Origin of the sequence: Brevibacterium sp. XM4083 (assembly GCF_006489205.2) — a bacterium.
GTDB lineage: Bacteria > Actinomycetota > Actinomycetes > Actinomycetales > Brevibacteriaceae > Brevibacterium.
In genome coordinates this window covers 492,947-509,078 of record NZ_VFYR02000001.1, presented here as the reverse complement: position 1 = coordinate 509,078, position 16,132 = coordinate 492,947, and the positions used below count along the sequence as shown (strand labels likewise).

The 16,132-nt window shown below is 70.2% G+C and carries 15 protein-coding genes; 4 read left to right on the top strand and 11 right to left on the bottom strand.

Going from position 1 to position 16,132, the window contains the following annotated elements; translation table 11 throughout:
* Window positions 1–208: 208 nt before the first annotated feature.
* Entirely contained in the window at window positions 209–445 is a 237-nt protein-coding gene (locus tag FJ887_RS02140) for a hypothetical protein (protein ID WP_249356788.1), read from the bottom strand.
* Window positions 446–471: 26 nt separating this feature from the next.
* Between FJ887_RS02140 and FJ887_RS02135 the strand changes: the two genes are divergently transcribed.
* The 3 genes from FJ887_RS02135 to mgrA are packed head-to-tail and all read left to right on the top strand — an operon-like array spanning window position 472 to window position 2,471.
* Entirely contained in the window at window positions 472–1,017 is a 546-nt protein-coding gene (locus FJ887_RS02135; protein WP_137825801.1) for a CGNR zinc finger domain-containing protein, read from the top strand.
* Between the two features lie 39 nt (window positions 1,018–1,056).
* Complete coding sequence (locus FJ887_RS02130) at window positions 1,057–1,383, top strand: 4a-hydroxytetrahydrobiopterin dehydratase (protein ID WP_137825802.1); 327 nt, start codon at window positions 1,057–1,059, stop codon at window positions 1,381–1,383.
* 47 nt (window positions 1,384–1,430) lie between these two features.
* Window positions 1,431–2,471, top strand: a complete 1,041-nt coding sequence (mgrA, locus tag FJ887_RS02125) for an L-glyceraldehyde 3-phosphate reductase (protein ID WP_137825803.1) — start codon at window positions 1,431–1,433, stop codon at window positions 2,469–2,471.
* 37 nt (window positions 2,472–2,508) lie between these two features.
* Here the strand turns inward: mgrA and FJ887_RS02120 are convergent, their stop codons facing one another.
* The 8 genes from FJ887_RS02120 to FJ887_RS02085 form a co-directional block, all read right to left on the bottom strand.
* Window positions 2,509–5,046 (bottom strand): aminoglycoside phosphotransferase family protein, encoded by a 2,538-nt coding sequence (locus tag FJ887_RS02120; RefSeq protein ID WP_140954829.1) that lies wholly within the window; start codon window positions 5,044–5,046, stop codon window positions 2,509–2,511.
* Window positions 5,043–6,968: an ABC transporter ATP-binding protein gene (locus FJ887_RS02115; protein ID WP_137825805.1), complete on the bottom strand. Its 1,926-nt coding sequence runs from the start codon at window positions 6,966–6,968 to the stop codon at window positions 5,043–5,045. The genes FJ887_RS02120 and FJ887_RS02115 overlap by 4 nt, the downstream gene beginning before the upstream one ends.
* The gene (locus tag FJ887_RS02110) at window positions 6,965–8,149 is read right to left on the bottom strand and encodes a glycosyltransferase family 4 protein (protein WP_137825806.1); all 1,185 of its coding nucleotides are present in this window, start codon (window positions 8,147–8,149) and stop codon (window positions 6,965–6,967) included. Before FJ887_RS02110 ends, FJ887_RS02115 begins: the two co-directional genes overlap by 4 nt.
* The gene (locus FJ887_RS02105) at window positions 8,146–9,480 is read right to left on the bottom strand and encodes a glycosyltransferase (protein ID WP_249356789.1); all 1,335 of its coding nucleotides are present in this window, start codon (window positions 9,478–9,480) and stop codon (window positions 8,146–8,148) included. Before FJ887_RS02105 ends, FJ887_RS02110 begins: the two co-directional genes overlap by 4 nt.
* The gene (locus tag FJ887_RS02100) at window positions 9,470–10,699 is read right to left on the bottom strand and encodes a glycosyltransferase family protein (protein ID WP_137825807.1); all 1,230 of its coding nucleotides are present in this window, start codon (window positions 10,697–10,699) and stop codon (window positions 9,470–9,472) included. The genes FJ887_RS02105 and FJ887_RS02100 overlap by 11 nt, the downstream gene beginning before the upstream one ends.
* A gap of 151 nt (window positions 10,700–10,850) precedes the next feature.
* Entirely contained in the window at window positions 10,851–11,510 is a 660-nt protein-coding gene (locus tag FJ887_RS02095; RefSeq protein ID WP_137825808.1) for a response regulator transcription factor, read from the bottom strand.
* Window positions 11,507–13,012, bottom strand: a complete 1,506-nt coding sequence (locus FJ887_RS02090) for a sensor histidine kinase (RefSeq protein ID WP_249356790.1) — start codon at window positions 13,010–13,012, stop codon at window positions 11,507–11,509. Before FJ887_RS02090 ends, FJ887_RS02095 begins: the two co-directional genes overlap by 4 nt.
* Window positions 12,936–13,418, bottom strand: coding sequence for a hypothetical protein (locus FJ887_RS02085; RefSeq protein ID WP_181365615.1), 483 nt, complete (start codon window positions 13,416–13,418; stop codon window positions 12,936–12,938). Before FJ887_RS02085 ends, FJ887_RS02090 begins: the two co-directional genes overlap by 77 nt.
* Before the next feature lie 402 nt (window positions 13,419–13,820).
* Between FJ887_RS02085 and FJ887_RS02080 the strand changes: the two genes are divergently transcribed.
* Complete coding sequence (locus FJ887_RS02080; RefSeq protein ID WP_232623710.1) at window positions 13,821–14,411, top strand: DedA family protein; 591 nt, start codon at window positions 13,821–13,823, stop codon at window positions 14,409–14,411.
* 6 nt (window positions 14,412–14,417) lie between these two features.
* Here FJ887_RS02080 and FJ887_RS02075 read toward each other — a convergent pair whose 3' ends face one another.
* The gene (locus FJ887_RS02075; protein WP_137825810.1) at window positions 14,418–15,281 is read right to left on the bottom strand and encodes a shikimate dehydrogenase; all 864 of its coding nucleotides are present in this window, start codon (window positions 15,279–15,281) and stop codon (window positions 14,418–14,420) included.
* A gap of 2 nt (window positions 15,282–15,283) precedes the next feature.
* Window positions 15,284–16,009, bottom strand: a complete 726-nt coding sequence (locus FJ887_RS02070) for an IclR family transcriptional regulator (RefSeq protein WP_249356791.1) — start codon at window positions 16,007–16,009, stop codon at window positions 15,284–15,286.
* Window positions 16,010–16,132: the final 123 nt, after the last annotated feature.

The following is a 16,132-nucleotide window of genomic DNA, read 5'->3' as shown; positions in this document are numbered from 1 at the left end:
TGGTCTACTTTGGGGTGCGGCGGGGCGTGGACCCGGCGCGGCGCCGCCGACGCACTGCCGGCGAAAAGTACGAACGCTCGCGAAAAGTGCGACACGCAGACCGGATGACGGCGAAAAGTCATTCTGCACGGTGACTAGTCGTGGCCGAATCGACTTTCGGCGGGCAGTCCGGTGCGCGTCCGCCCCACGGCGGCCCCGCGGGGGCGCCTCACCTCGGCGCGACGACCCGACTCAGCCCGCTCGGCACCAGCGCACCGGCACCGAGGTGGTCGACGCGACGCGCCCCGCAGCTGGCACAGCGGAGGTAGACGATCAGCCCGGTCGAGATGCGGTGTCGCGACTCGGTCAGCCAGCCGTGCTCACAGCCGGCGCCGGAGGCCTGTCCCCCAGCGGCGGTGCTGTTGTCGCGAGTCACGCGCATCTCGCGTCCTGCTCTGGTGTCCATGCCGTCCACCCTGCTGTAATGGTCTTATGCAACTCAACCCTTACGGCGAGTACGCGGTGCTGCTCGCGGCGTCGCTCGCCAATGACTGGCCGAGTGATCGCGACGGGATCGAGGCCCGCACCCGGGAGTTCGGGATGACGATGGGCTTCGAACCGACGTCGACCGACCTCGACGACACGCGCACCGTCATCGATGAGTGGCTGGCGGTCGTCGACGCCGACGACCCTCAGGACCGGGCGGAGATCCTCAACGCGATCATGGCGAACGCCGCCGCCTACCCGCGCCTCGTCGACCACGACGATGAGGGCTGGCACCTCCACTACCGGGATTCGAACCAGTCGCTGGCCCATGTGCTGCGCGCCGTCATCTGCGTCGGTACGGCGCTGCACCTGACGACCCGCGGCATGCACCGCCTCGGTCGCTGCGCGGCCGGCCTGACACCTGGCGACCCGTGCGACAACGTCGTCGTCGACGTCACCCGCAACGGCCGCCAGCGCTACTGCTCGGTCCGCTGCGCCAACCGCGACGCCGTCCGCCGCCACCGCGCGAAGGGCGCACGGAATTCCGCCTGAGGGGTTCCCGTCCCGGCGATGTCTTTCTAGCATGGTGCCATGGCTGAATACAGAGGACAGGAACTGCAGGACAAGCTCGCCGAGGCGGGGCTGAGCGATTGGAAGGGCGGCTCGGACAGCATCACCGCGAAGTACCTCACCGGGGACTTCGCGACCGGACTCGACCTCGTCAACCGCCTCGGCGCCGCTGCTGAGGAGGCCAACCACCATCCCGACATCACTCTCACCTACCCCGTCGTCGAGGTGGTGCTCACCAGCCACGACACCGGCGCGGTGACGGAGCGGGATCTTCAGCTCGCCGCCACGTTCAGCGACATCGCCGCAGGTGCGGACATCTCCGCCGATCGCAATGGACAATCTTCGTGACCTAAGCTGAACGCGACCGCCTGTCACCAATTCCCGGGAGACGATCCGTGTACACCGCTGCCGATGACCGCTACGAGTCGATGACCTATCGCCGAGTCGGGAGCTCCGGACTCGTGCTGCCGGCCCTGTCGCTGGGGATGTGGCACAACTTCGGCGACGACGTCGCGTTCAACGAACAGCGCGCACTGGTCCGCCGCGCTTTCGACCTCGGCGTCACGCACTTCGACCTCGCGAACAACTACGGGCCGCCGTCCGGGTCGGCCGAGATCAACTTCGGTCGCCAGCTGCGTGAGGACCTCGGCCGCTACCGCGATGAGCTCATCATCTCGACGAAGGCCGGCTGGGTCATGCACCCCGGCCCCTACGGCGGCCCGGGCGGCAGCCGCAAGTACCTGCTCTCGAGCCTCGATGCGTCGCTGGGTCGCCTCGGCCTCGATTACGTCGACATCTTCTACTCGCACCGCCCCGATGCCACGACCCCGCTCGAGGAGACGATCGGCGCACTCGACACTGCGGTGCGCTCGGGTCGCGCCCTCTACGCGGGCATCTCCTCCTATTCGGCCGCCGACACGGCCCGAGCGGCGCAGATCGCCCGCGACCTCGGCACGCCGCTGCTCATCCATCAGCCCTCGTACTCGATGCTCAACCGCTGGATCGAGGACGACCACCTCCTCGACACCACCGCCGAGGAGGGCCTCGGCGTCATCGCCTTCTCCCCGCTCGCCCAGGGCCTGCTCACCGGCAAGTACCTCGACGGGGTGCCCGCGGATTCGCGCGCCGGGAAGGAGACCCCGTCGTTCAAGGACGGCTTCCTGTCCGCGGACAACCTCGACCGGATCCGCGGACTGGCCGACATCGCCGAGGCGCGCGGTCAGTCGCTCGCGCAGATGGCCCTGTCGTGGGCGCTGCGCGACCCCCGTGTCTCCTCCCTCGTCATCGGCGCCAGCCGCGTCGATCAGCTCGAGAACAACGTCGCCGCCCTGAGCGCCGCTCCCTTCACCGATGACGAGCTTGCCGCGATCGACTCCTTCGCCGTCGACTCGGGCGTCGACATCTGGGGCGATGCCCGCCGCAGCACACAGGACTGATGGGCCCGGGCCCGGCCCCCGCTCAAGGCCGACGGGTTCACTCTGCGGCCGCGTCGAGCAGCGCGTGCGTTCGTGCGGCCCATCGCGGTCGAAACGCGTAGACGCAGACGAGCCGGAGGAGGCTCGCGCGTTCGTAGAGTCGAAGTCGTGACCGGTCGCAGCCTCCCGCCGAGGCGACCCGGCCGATCGCACGGGTGACGGCCTCCGCTTCGGCGGGCGACCAGATTCCCTGAGCGCGCCGCCACGTCGCGTGGGCGGACAGGTTGCCGAGGTCGAGTTCGCGCTCACCGCGGCAGGCCGTGTCGACGTCGAGGAGTCCGGGACCGGCGGCCTCATCCCACATCAGCTGCTTGTCGTGGAGATCGCGGTGCACCGGGCCCCAGCGCAGTGGCGGAGCGGAGTCGCGCAGCTGCGTGGTCACCTCGTCGAGGAGCGCATCGAGGGGCGCGGCACGGTCGCCGAGCAGACCATCGGCCCGCTCCCGCCAGTCCTCGAGGACACCGGCTTCGTCTTCAGCGGTGTGGGTGGGCATCGAGTCCGGCAGCGCCTGTGCGTCCGCGCGGTCCCATGCGCCGAGGCAGTCCGTCCAGGCCCGCTCCCAGTGCGTGCCGAGTGCCCTCGGCTCGTGGAGTTCGACCCCGGGGACCCGAGCGAGAAGGACCGTCGCGTCATCGGCGTCGAGCACCCGGGGCAGGATGAATCCGGCGGCGAAGGCGAGCGCCCTGTCCTGCCCGGCGAGGATCGCCGCTGCCTTGCCACGGCGCACGCATTTCGCGAAGGTGCCGTCGGCGAGAGCGACGACGGCGCGTCGTCCCGGCCGGTGGGAGACGAGCCGGTTGCCGCGCGTGCCCGGACCGTCGAGGAGGCGCGCGAGGCCGGGGAGGTCCGGGTCGGCGCCGGCCGGCAGCAGTGTCGCGACCGCGGTGGTCTGTGTGGCCGTTCGGGGGTCGACAGGTGAGGGTTCGCGGGTGTCGCCGTGCGATGCCTCGCGGGTGTCGCCGTGCGGGGTATCCCGTGAGCCGGGATGCGGTGTGTCCCGCGGGGTCGGATCGAGGAAGCCTGCCCGGATGCCGTCGGCTGTCGTCGCCTCGACGGCGATGCGGCCCTTCTTCGCCGGCCACGCTCGGCGGATGTCGACATCGGTCCCGTCGATGCGGATGCGCGCGGGGATCGGTGAGGAGCTGGGCCGAGTGCCGCAGGCGGTGAGGTGGGGGCGATCGCGCAGGGCCTCCTCGGCAAGGTCGAGGTGCCGTTCGGTGCGCTCGCGCCAGTCGGGACGGCAGGTGCGCCAGGGCTCGATAGCCGTGAGGAGCAGCGCCCAGGCCGCCCACACGTCGAGACCGTCGATCCGCGGCGGACTCGCCGGCATGGGAGCTGCCACGCCCGAGGCCGCGGCCGCATCCGACGCGACGGCGCTGTATCCGTGGAGGAATCCGATCTCCAGCCCCGGTCCGGCGGTGTCACCGCGGAGGCGGCACGCCGCGATCCACCGGCCGAGATCCATGCCGACCGGGCCGACACCGGCTCGATCGAGGTCGATGATCCGGAAGTCCCCGCCGTCGATGAGGATCTGGTCGGGGCTGAGGTCACCGTGGATGTCGGAGAGTTCAGTCAGAGCCCGACTCGGGTCGGTCGAGCTCAGCTCTGCGGCGATGGTGCGGGCGAGTCGTCGCGCACGTGCGACCTCTGCGTCCGGGAGCAGCCGGCTCAGCGTGCGCACGGTGTCATCGAGCATCGCGCAGGCGTCGGCGACAGCGTGCCGGTCGTGAGAGTCAGCGACGCTGCGGCCGTGGAGGGCGGCGATGGTGCGGCCGACCGCCTCGGCGATCTGCGCATCCGGGTGTGTGGCGAGGTCACCGGTGCCCCACCACGGCGAGCGCACTGCCGTCGCATCCGCGCCGAGGCGGGTGACCGGCAGGGTGGGCAGCCCGTGCCGCTGCCAGTCCTCGGCGGCGGCGAGGAGACGGTCGTAGGGGTCCGTGCCGATCCGCACGAATTCGCCGGCGTGTGCGAGGAGGATGCGTCTGGCCGGGTTGTAGCCGACGACGGTGCACGCGTCGAGGTCGAGATCATCGCGCACCCGCGCAAGCGATGCCCCGAGCTTCGGATCCGCGAGCACTCCCCCGCTGACGAGGGTGAACTCGCGGGCCCCCGCGGGCCGGTCCCGACCCGACACGGTGTCGTGAGCTGCCGGCGCAGCATCGTCAACTGCCGACGCGGCAGGGTCCGTGACGACGGTGTGGACGTACAGGGACTGGCCGCGCCGCTCCGCTCGACGCCGCAGGTTCGCCAGTTTGTCGGCGTCGCTCATCACCGTCGTCCAGCCCCATCCGGCGAGACCGGGCACGCCGTCGCGCCGCCAGGCGACGATGGCGCTGCGACCGGGTTTGACGCGGAGGCGCACGGGCCGGGCGGCGAACCCGAGAAGTCGACTGAGCGCCGCCGCCTCACGCAGGTCGTCGAGGAAGGGGATCTCCATGCCGGAGGATGCACCGACGAACGCGGTTGCCCCGCCGGCAGGGACCGTCCGCGGCGCGGCACCAGCGGCCGCGCAGGCCGCGTCGACCGCGGTCATCGGCGGACCCCGGTTCCCACGACCGGACGGTGCTCGGGCGGTGCGGGGTGAGCGGGCGGCAGCGGCCCGGTCACGGTGCCCGACGCAACGGAGGCGTCCGCCTCGGCGCCCCATTCCGGTGTCGACTCCTCAGCCTGATCGCGCAGCCACGCAGCCACCCGCGTCGAAGGATCGGCGGCGAGCTCCGCCGGTGAGCCGTCCTCGACGATGCGACCGTCCTCGAGCCAGACCACCCGGTCGAGGCCGCGGACCATCGCCGCATCATGGGTGATGACGATGCCGGTGCGCCCCTCGGTGAGGTCCCACAGCGCCTCCGTCACCTGCGCCCGGGTCGCCGGGTCGAGCCCCGTGCTCGCCTCATCGAAGACGACGACCGGGGCAGACCGGACGAGAGCACGCGCGATCGCCAGGCGCTGCCGCTGCCCGCCGGAGAGCGTGTCCCCGCGGTTGCCGAGCACCGTGTCATAGCCCTCGGGCAGCTCCCGGATGAACTCATCGGCTCGGGCCGCACGGGCCGCGGCCTCCACCTCGGCGTCGGTGGCGTCGAGGCGACCGTAGCGGATGTTCTCCCGCACGCTCACCGCGAAGAGCACCGACTCCTGGAGGAGGACGGAGACGTTGCCGCGCAGGGACGCCCGCGTGACATTGCGCGTGTCGTAGCCGTCGAGGTAGATGTGCCCGGCGTCCGGCTGGCTGAGACGGAGCAGGTAGCTCGTCAGCGTCGACTTGCCCGCCCCCGAGGCGCCGAGGATGCCGATCTTCTCCCCTGCGGGGATGAGCAGGCTGAGGTCGTCGAAGAGGCGACGGCCGTGTCCGTCGCGGGAGGTCACGCCGTCGAAGACGACATCGCCGGCGACGGGTCCCATCGTCACCGCGTCGGGGCGGTCGTCGATCTCGATGGGTTCGTCGAGGAGGTCGGCGATGCGCTCCCCCGAGGCGGTGGCCCGGGCGATGCGGCCCGTGTACTTCGCCATGTCGCGCAGCGGCTTCATCGCGATCTTGAGGTAGAGGAGGAAGAGGACGAGATCGCCCGGGGTCATTGCTCCGCGCAGCACCTGGTAGCTGCCGAACGCGAGGACGAGGGCCTGCGAGACGCCGACGAGGACGTCCGTGGAGCGTTCGAGCCCCGCGGCCAGCCGGCGGGCGCGCACCCCGGCCTTGAGCGCGCGTTCGTTGCCGTTGGCGAATTCGGTGGCCACCGTCCCCTCGAGTCCGTAGGCCTGGACGACGCGGATCGCACCCAGCGCCTCGGCGGCGGATCCGACGAGGTGGCCCTCGCCTTTGCGCGTCGACCGGGAGGCGGTGGTGATCTTCGGGGTCGCGACCCGGGAGAGCAGACCGTAGACGACGGCGGTGGCAAGGACGATGGCCGAGAGCACCGGGTCGAGGACGACCATGACGACGAGGAGGACGGCGAGGGTGATGACATTGCCGACGAGCGGCAGTCCCGCGGTCACGGCGACCTCCTGGAGGCGGCCGATGTCGCCGACGAGGCGCTGTGAGGTGTCTCCGATCGACGCCTTCGAGTGGTACTTCAGCGACAGCGCCTGGACATGGTCGAAGACCCGGGAGCGCAGCTGTGTGGCGACCCGTGCCCCGACGAGGGCAAAGCAGATCGTCGATGCGTAGTTCGTCACCGCGCGGCCGGCGACGATGACGGCGAGACCGAGCGCCGCGGCCACAAGAGTCGTTGCCACCCCGGAGCCGACGCCGAGGCTCGGGGCGATGTCAGCGCCGAGGGCGGCGGTGACGGCGTCGACGGCGATCTTGATCGGCCACGGCTCGAGGATGCGGAAGACGACGTCGGCGAGCAGTGCGGCCAATCCGGCGAGGATGAGCCACTTGTGCCGGCCGAGGTGGGGGCGGATGATGCTCAGCGTCCGCTTGAGGGCGCTGGCGTTCGGCACGGTTCGCGGCGTCATGCGGTCTCCACGAGGACGGGGGCGAGGATGTCACGGCACCGGCTCTCCCAGGAATGGCGGGCGATCGCCTCGGCGCGGGCGGCCTGACCCATCCGCGTCCGCCGGGCGGGATCATTCAGGAGGGTCTGCAGCGCGGCGGTGAGCTCGGCGATGTCGTCGGGGGCGACGAGGATTCCGGCGTCCGTGCCGGCGAGCAGTTCGGGGATCGATCCGACCCTCGATGCGACGGTGGGCACCCCGGCGGCGAGGTACTCGTAGATCTTCAGCGGCGAGAAGTAGTTCGGGCCGGCCGGATACGGGGCAACGGCGATGTCGAAGCGCCGCAGCTGGGCGGGCACGTCGGCCGGGGCGAGCGCACCGTGGAAGGTGATGCGGGCTCCCAGGCGGAGGCGTTCGGCCTGGGCGGCGAGCGCCTCGGCCTCAGGTCCGTGCCCGACGATGTCGAGGTGGAACGGTCCGTCGAGGTCCGCGCACGCCGCGAGCAGTCGGTCGGTGCCGTGCCACGGTTTGAGGGTGCCGACGAAGCCGATGCGCACCGGCGCCGAACTTTTCGGGGCAGTGCCGTGGACGGCTGCGTCGGCGTCGTGGACGGCGGTGTCGGTGGACCCGGGCGCGATGCGGTCGGTGTTGACCCCGTTGGGGACGACGACCACCTCGGCGAGTCCGGGATAGTCGCGCCGCACCCAGCCGGCCACGGCGTCGCTCACGCACACGATCCGCGCGGCCTGTCCGAAGCTCGCGGCGGTCGAGCGCTGCGCATGCTCGGTGTGGACGAGTCCGCGGTGGGTGCGCTGCTCCTCGATGAGCGGCGCGTTGACCTCGAGGATGAGAGGAACGCCGAGGCGGTCGCTGATCGTGGCACCCGCGGTGGAGAAGAGCGAGTACCGCTCGTAGACGAGGTCGAAGCCCCCGCGGGTCGCGACGAGATCGGCGAGCAGGTCGGAGACCCGCAGCAGCGCGATCTCCCGGCAGCCCCGGTCGAGACCCGGGGGCAGGTCGAGGCGGACGACCTCGAGGTCGGCGAGGTCGCCGGGCATCGCGTCGTCGGTGCGGGTGCAGAACACCGTGACCTCGTGCCCGAGGCTGCGGAAGGCGCGGATGACCTCTTGGGCGTGGACGCTCGCGCCCTTCGTGCCGAAGATCCCGATGCCGGGGTCGAGGAGGATGTAGGCGATTCTCATGAGGCACGCTCCCAGGCATCGAGGGTGTCGCCGTCGGGGGCACCGCCGCTGCTGGCTGCCGACGCCGCGGCGACGGGCACCTCGGCCCTGCCGATGAGGGCGGCCAGCTCGGCGGCCTGGACACGGGAGTCGTGGAGGGCGCACACGCGCGCCCGCGCGGCGTCGGTGACGGAGGTCAGCGAGGCGGGGTCGCCGACGGCCCGCCGGACCACCTCGGCGACGGCGGCGGCGATCGCTGTCGGATCGGCCCCGTCGACGAGCCACCCGGTCTGTCCGTCGATGACGATCTCGGGCACCGCGGTGACCGTGCCGGCCACACACGGGATGCCGGCGGCCATGCCCTCGAGGAGGACGGTCGGCAGCCCGTCGACGTTGCCGTCGGAGCCGTCGACGAAGGGGGCGACGAGGACGTCGTGGGTGTCGAACATCTCCCGCACCTCCTGCTGGGTCAGGGCTCCGTGCAGGGTCACGACATCGTCGAGTCCGAGAGTGCGCACCTGAGCGGCGAGGTCGGCCTCGAGCGGGCCGGTGCCGACGAGGTCGAGCCGGACCGGCAGCCCCGTGTCGCGGAGGACGGCGAGCGCGGAGAGGAGATGGCCGAAGCCCTTCTTCTCGACGAGGCGGCCGACGGCGAGCAGCGCGGGGACTTCCGCCGGCTCCCGGTGCGGCCGGTACGGGAAGCGGTCGAGTTCGAGGCCGTTGCGCACGACGGTGATCCGCTCGGCGAGCTCGGGGCCGAGGGTCCGGGCGAGATAGTCCCGATTGAAGTCGCTGATCGCGATGACGTGGTCGGCGGCCGCGGTCTTGCGGGCGAGGTCGGAGACCTCGACGCTGTTGTGGAAGATGTCCTTCGCGTGCGTCGTGAACGAGTACGGGATGCCGCTGAGCTGGGAGGCGGCGCGGGCCACCGTCGTCGACACCGAGGCGAAGTGCGCGTGCAGGTGCGTGACCCCGTGCTCGCGGGCGAGCCGGGCGACAGTGAGCGCCTGACCCGCGTCGTCGTGGTCGAGGGCGAGGAGCTCGCCGAGGTGGTCGGCGGCAGCGGCGGCGATGTCGGGAACCGTCGTCGCCTCCTGCCAGACCTCCCAGAAGCCGCGTGCGCTCGAGGACCGTCCGACGTGGATGACGGGGGCCTTGACGCGGGCGAGCTCCGGATGGAAGCGCGCATCGGTGCAGGGACGCAGCGAGAAGATGACGATGTCCTCTCCGGCGGCCTCGCGGGCGAGGATCTCGGAGACGATGAACGTCTCGGAGAAGCGGGGGTACATCTTGAGGACGTAGCCCACGCGCCTGCGGGGGCTCGCCACGGACAGGGCGGTCTCAGACGGCACAGCGGACCTCCTCGGTCAGCCTCGGACGGGAGTGGGCGAGCGCGGAGACGGCGGGCACGTCGGCGGCGTCGATGAGTTCGGCGGCGAGGGCGGCCACGGTGCGCAGGCCGTCGCGGTCGATGTGGTCCCGGGACGACTGCGTCCCGGCGCGGCCGGCGAACCATGAGGTGAGGAACTCCGGCGTCGCCTCGCTCAGGCCGCAGGTGTCGAGGGCTCCGGCGGCGGCGAGCGCCGAGGCTCGCCGGGGCTGCTCCTCGCGGTGGCCGACCCGGGGGACGACGAGCGCGGGGGTGCGGGTGGCCATGACCTCCGAGAGCGTGTTGTAGCCGCCCATGCACACGAGTGCCGCGGCGCGGGCGATGAGCCCGGGCATGTCGGCGGTGTGCCGGAGGATCTGCGTGTCCGGGCGGGCGAGGTCGCGCAGTCGCTCGACCTCGGGCAGGTCCATCTGCGGACCGACGACGACGAGGTGGGTGTGCCCGGGCGGCGGGGTCGCGGCGATCGCGCGTTCGGCGAGCGCCGCCCCGTCGGAGCCTCCGCCGAGGCAGGTGAGGACGAAGGGCTCGTCAGCGGCGGGCAGTGCGGCGAGTGCCGCGGCCTCCTGCCGGGCGAGTGCGAGGTAGCCGGTGAGCGTCGCGATCTCGGCGAGTTCGGCGGGGACCTCCCCGGTGGCGCGGGGGTCGTAGACGGCCGCGTCGCCGTAGACCCAGACTTCGTCGAAGGCCGCGGCGACGCTGCCGGGGCCGCCGACTCGATCCCACTCGGCGGCGATGACGGAGGGGGTGTCGAGGACCTCGCGGAGGCCGAGCACGGTGCGGGTGCCGCGGGCGCGGACATGGTCGATCACCTCGGCGAGCTCCCCGTCGACGCCGAAGGGGTGCCGGTCGACGATGAAGAGGTCGGGCTGCTGCTGGTCGAGGACGGCGGTGATCGCCGCCGACCGCAGACTGCGCAGGCCGTCCATCGTCGCCGCGAGCGCCCGCGGCGCATAGCCGCCGGGGGCCGGCGTGACGCCGGGGAGGATGACCCAGTCCCAGCCGGTGGGCAGGTCGAAGCGGGCGGCCTCCGGACTGCCGGCGATGAGGAGTCCGCTGACGGGACGCCCGGTGCGCTCGGGCAGCTGTGCGGCGAGCGCGAAGGCGAGCGCGCGATTGCGGCGGAGGTGCCCGAGTCCCAGTGAGTCATGGGAGAAGAGCGCGATTCTCAGGTTGTCTGTCATGGTTCCCAGCTTCGTCGCCGAGATTAAGGCCGAGATGAGATGCAGATGAGAACCGTCTTAGGAACGTTCGCCGAGGTGGGAGGCCTGAAAAGGCCGAACGTTGAGGTCAGGTGCCTTGTTTCCGGCGTACGGCGTGGTGCCGCGGTGCCGATCAGTCGACGCGGTAGCCGAAACCTCGGACGGTGGTGACGAAGTCGGAGCCGAGCTTCTTGCGCAGGTAGCCGACGTAGACGTCGACGACGTTGGAGCCGGGGTCGAAGTCGAAACCCCACACATGGGAGAGGAGCTGTTCGCGGGAGAGGACGTTGCCGCGGTTCTTCAACAGGATCTCCGCGAGTGAGAGTTCGCGGGCGGAGAGGTCGACGACGCGCTCGCGCACCCAGACCTGCCGGCTGAGCAGGTCGATGCGCACGTCCCCGCGCACGAGCTCGGTCGTCGGCGCCTCCTGCACGGTCTCCTTGAGGCGCAGCCGGATCCGGGCGAGCAGCTCCCCGAAGCGGAAGGGTTTGATCATGTAGTCCACCGCCCCGGATTCGAGGGCGTAGATCGTGTCCTCGGCGTTGTCGCGGGCGGTGAGGACGAGGACGGGCAGCGTGGGGCGCTGGTCGCGCAGCTGCTCGAGGACGCTGAAGCCGTCGAGTCGGGGCAGGCCGATGTCGAGGACGAGGAGGTCGAAGTCCCCGGTGATCGCGAGGTCGCGTCCGGTGAGACCGTCGGCGGCGATCTCCGTGCTGAAGCCGGCGGCGCCGAGCCCCTTGGCGATGAAGGAGGAGATGCGCGCTTCGTCTTCGACGACGAGGATTCTCTTCACTGGCGTCCTTTCGGCAGGGTGAGACGGAATTGGGCTCCCACCTCGGTGGGGTCGAGGGTGACGGTCCCACCGTGGGCGCGGGCTATCGCCTCGACGATGGAGAGACCGAGCCCGAACCCGTCGCCGTCGGAGGTGCCGCGGTTGAAGCGGTCGAAGATCTCGTCGGCGATCTCGGCGGGCACGCCCTCACCGTCGTCGCGGACCCAGAGGTGGACGGCGGTGGCGTCCTCGGAGGCACCGAACGTGATCGTCTGGCCGGTCTCGGTGTGGTCGACGGCGTTCGCGGCGAGTTGGAGGAGCGCCTGGGTCAGGCGCTGGCGGTCGGCGGTGAGGACCGGGAGGTCGGTGATCTCGACCTGCCAGTTCCGGGGTCCGAGCCCGGTCGCCTTCGCGAGCACCCCGTGGAGGAGCGCGGAGACGTCGACGGATTCGGGGCGGACGAAGTCGGGACGGCGTGACCGGGCGAGGACGAGGAGCTCCTCGACGAGGCGCGTCATCCTGTCGGTCTCATCGAGCAGGAGCGCACGGGTCTCGTCGACATCGGCGACGTCCTCGGAGTTCATCGTCTCGAGGTGCCCGCTGAGGATCGTCAGCGGGGTGCGCAGTTCGTGGCCGACGTCGTCGAGGAAGCGGCGCTGGGTCTCGAAGGCGGATTCGAGCCGATCGAGCATCGCGTTGAAGGTGCGTCCGAGTTCGGCGATGTCGTCGCTGCCGCGCGTCTCGAGCCGGTTGCTCAGGTCGCCGCCGGAGATCGACTGTGCGGTCTGACGCAGCTGGGTCACCGGTGAGAGGAGGCGGCGGGCGAGCACGGAGGAGATCCCGGAGATGATGAGGGCGGCCAGCAGCGCGACGATGACGTAGATCTGCATGAACTGGATGAGGTCGGCGCGGCTGGCGGTGACGTTGTGGACGACGACGAAGGAGCCGTGTTCGCTCGTCGGCGGCGGCGTGGCACCTGCTGCGTCGTTCGCCGAGGCGACCGCTGAGACGGGGAGGACGTAGCCTTCGTAGTCATTGCCCTCGAGCTGCAGTTCGATCTCCCCACCGTCGGCCGCAACGCGTGCCACCGCGTCCTCGAGAGCCTGAGAGCCGCCGAGGAGGGTGTCCGGTTCGCCCTGGTAGAGGACGCGACCGTCGCTGAGGTAGGCGAAGAGCGATTCGTAGGAGTCCGGCTGGTTCTGGGCGAGGAACTGGCTGAGCATCTGGTCCACCGAGGTGAACGGCTGACCGGTCTCGGGGTCGACGCCGGTCTTCGCAAACGACCGCATCTCCGCGACTTCCTGATTCATCGACCCGGAGATCCGGTTCGAGACGTTGTTCGACTCGACGGAGTAGAGCACCACGCCGACGATCGTCAGGGCGAGGACGGAGAGGACGGAGACGGCGATCGTCAGTCGGTTCTCGACGGTGAGTCGGATGCGACGATCAGTCGTCGTCATCGTCACCGCCGTCATCGTCATCATCGTCGTCATCATCGTCGTCATCGTCGCCGGCGTCGTCATCGTCGTCGTCGCCGTCTGCGGGGACTTCGCGCGGCGGGTTGGGAGCGGGTTCGTACGAATGCTCGATCTGTCCGGAGCCGCTGCCGGTGCCGCTGCTGCCCGAACTGCCGCCCCCGCCGTCGGCGCCGCTGCGGTCGGCATTGTCGCCACCGGCTGCGGTGCTCCCACCGTTGTCGGCGCCTCCGCGGGATCCAGTGCCGTCATCGGCGGAGGTGTCCGGGTCGCCTTCGGCTGCTGCCGCACCACCGGGAGAAGCAGACTCCGCAGAGTTCGGCGAGACCTGGATCGGGGTGAGGTCGGGGGTCTCGGACTGGCCGGTGCTGCGCACGATGATGAACGCGAGACCGGCCAGGACGACGACGAGTCCGGTGACGACCGCGCTGAGCACACTCGATTGCTTCCCCACACCATCAACCCTGCCGAAGGCGCACGCGCTTTGTCGAGCGATCGGCAATGAGAGTCTTCTTAGTCAGCCCGAGTTCATCGTCTCAGGCGCGCAGGCCTTAGGCGCGCAGCTGACGGGCGTGCGATACTGAGAACGCCCCGAATCGAGCCTCACCGAGGAGTCCCCATCAGCGAAGAACGCCGTCCCGACGACGAACTCGCCCGACCGGATCCCGACCCCGCCGCAGGGTCCCAGGCAGCGGCGACTCCCGAATCCGAGACGCAGGAGTCGGAGGCACGGACTTCTGAGGCGCAGGCCCCGGACGCTGAGGACGCCCGCAAGGAGAACCCGTGGGCGGCGATCACACCGTGGCAGGGCAAGGCCAAGCCGCTCGACAAGATCCTCCTCTTCATCATCATCGGCGTGCCCGTCATCTACCTCGCTCTGCTGCCGCTGCGGCCGTGGATGCTCGTCAACGCACCCGTTCTCCAGGAGTTCATCAACGGCGCGAAGACTGCGATCGTCGCCGCCGGAGCCTATGCCGCCGTCGGGGAGATCCCGCTGTGGCTCGTCATCGTCGCCGGGTTCGTCGGGATGGTGAAGTTCAACTGGGCGTTCTGGCTCGCCGGTCGTCGGTGGGCCGACGGCGTGCTCCGTCTCTTCGCACAGAACGATCGCCAGCTGGCCCGCATCGAGCGCCTGCGCTCGATTCCCAGTTGGGCGCTCTTCCTCATGACGATGATCGCCCGCTGCCCCGGCGTGCCGGGCACCCTCGTCTACATCGTCGCCGGATGGACGAGGATGCGGCTGTCGCTGTTCCTCATCGCCGACTTCCTCGGGTGCCTGATCTTCACGCTCATCTGGACGATCCTCGGCTATCAGCTCGGCGAGGCGGCCGTCTCCGTGCTCTCCGTCATCGACAAGTACTCACTGTGGGTGACCTTGGCGCTCATCGCCGGCATCTTCGTCTTCGCCGTCATCAAGGAGAACCGCAAGGCGAAGTCGCAGGACTGAGCCGGCTCACGGCCCGAGGCTGAGGAACGTCTCCCGCATTCGCTGCGGGTCTGCGGTCGTGCCGCTGAACAGTGCGAAGGCGTCGACAGCCTGATTCACCGCCATGCCCGACCCGTCGAGAGTGCGGCAGCCGATCGCCCGGGCGTCCCTCAGGAGCTGAGTCTCCAACGGGAGGTAGACGACATCGGCGACCCACAGCTCCGGCCGCAGCAGTGCCGCGTCCACTGGACTGCCTGGGTGGGCTCGCATTCCCACCGGGGTGGCGTTGACCAGTCCGTCAGCGTCCGACAGAGCGGGCCCGATCTCACCGAGGGCGACGACCCGCACAGCGTCGCCGATGTCCGCGGCCAGAGCCCGCGCCCGCTCCTCGCTGACATCGGCGATGACGAGTTCGCCGACTCCCGCCGCTGCCAGCGCGAAGGCGACCGCCCTCCCGGCACCACCGGCCCCGATCTGCACGACGCACCTTCGGTCGGCTCCCGCCAGGCCCGCATCGAATCCGCGGGCGAAACCGGTCACATCGGTGTTGTGGCCGTGGGTGCGACGGTCGCGGTCGATGACGACGGTGTTGACCGACCCGATCCTCCGCGCCTCATCGGACACCTCATCGAGAAGACTGATCACCTCCTGTTTGAACGGGTGGGTGATGTTGAGCCCGTCGAATCCGAGGCGGATCGCCGCGGTGAGGAGATCCTCGAGAGACGCCGAGGCGACGGCGGGTTGGGCTGTGTCGATAGCACGGTAGATGGTCGGAATCCCCAGTCGAGCCCCTTCGAGTTCGTGCATGCGCGGTGTCCGCGACGCGGTGATGCCGTCGCCGATGAGGCCGAGCAGGAGGGAGCGGACTGGGGTTGCGGCAGGCAGGGACATGGTCACCTCGGGAGTCGGGCGGCGATGGCAGCCGCAGTGGTCGTGAGCTGTGGTGTGAACCCGACAAGGTCGTCGAGTGAGCGCCGAAAGACCGGGGCGGCCAACGCCAGTGCCGCGAGCAGCCGTCCGTCGAGATCGAGGACGGGGACGGCAACAGCGTTCATGCCGATGTCGTTCTCCTCCGATTGCCCGGCCCAACCGCGTGAGCGCACTTCGTCGAGCCGCTGGCGCAGTTCGCCGGGGTCGGTGATCGATCGCGAGGTCCGAGCACTGAGGTCGAGTCGCTCGAGGGACCCATCACGGTCGGAATCGTAGGCGAGCATGATCTGCCCCAGGGACGAGGTGTGCAGTGGCGAATGATCGCCGGGATCGGTCGTCGTGCGGAACTGGGGACCGTCGACGGTCACCACAGTCAGTGCCGCATCACCCCGTCGCACGGACAGAATGCTCGATTCGCCCGTCGAACCGGTGAGGTCGCGGAGAAGGTCCTTCGTGGCACCGTCGAGTCCACGACGGTGCGCGACCTTCTGACTGAGCCTGAAGACCTCCATACCGAGCGTGTAGAGCTTTGAGTGCGCATCGAACGACGCGTATCCGGATTCGACGAGGCCCCCGAGAAGTCGATAGGCGGTGCTGAACGGATAACCCGTGATCTCCGCGGCCCGCGCAGCACTGATCCCGTCGGAGTAATCGCCGAGTAGTTCGAGCATCTCGAACGTCTTCGTCACAGAGTTCGATCCTTTGGCCGGCATCGGCGTGCCCCTCCTCGTCTGCTGCGCTGACGACTGCGCCATTGACAGTCGGTGTCGCCTCGGTCACACTGTAATCCACAACGTAACAGCAACTGCCAT

Coding starts and splice junctions, on each gene's coding strand:
- FJ887_RS02140 (WP_249356788.1), bottom strand. CDS start 445: ATGGACACCAGAGCAGGACGCGAGATGCGCGTGACTCGCGACAACAGC.
- FJ887_RS02135 (WP_137825801.1), top strand. CDS start 472: ATGCAACTCAACCCTTACGGCGAGTACGCGGTGCTGCTCGCGGCGTCG.
- FJ887_RS02130 (WP_137825802.1), top strand. CDS start 1,057: ATGGCTGAATACAGAGGACAGGAACTGCAGGACAAGCTCGCCGAGGCG.
- FJ887_RS02120 (WP_140954829.1), bottom strand. CDS start 5,046: ATGACCGCGGTCGACGCGGCCTGCGCGGCCGCTGGTGCCGCGCCGCGG.
- FJ887_RS02115 (WP_137825805.1), bottom strand. CDS start 6,968: ATGACGCCGCGAACCGTGCCGAACGCCAGCGCCCTCAAGCGGACGCTG.
- FJ887_RS02110 (WP_137825806.1), bottom strand. CDS start 8,149: ATGAGAATCGCCTACATCCTCCTCGACCCCGGCATCGGGATCTTCGGC.
- FJ887_RS02100 (WP_137825807.1), bottom strand. CDS start 10,699: ATGACAGACAACCTGAGAATCGCGCTCTTCTCCCATGACTCACTGGGA.
- FJ887_RS02090 (WP_249356790.1), bottom strand. CDS start 13,012: ATGACGACGCCGGCGACGATGACGACGATGATGACGACGATGATGACG.
- FJ887_RS02075 (WP_137825810.1), bottom strand. CDS start 15,281: ATGTCCCTGCCTGCCGCAACCCCAGTCCGCTCCCTCCTGCTCGGCCTC.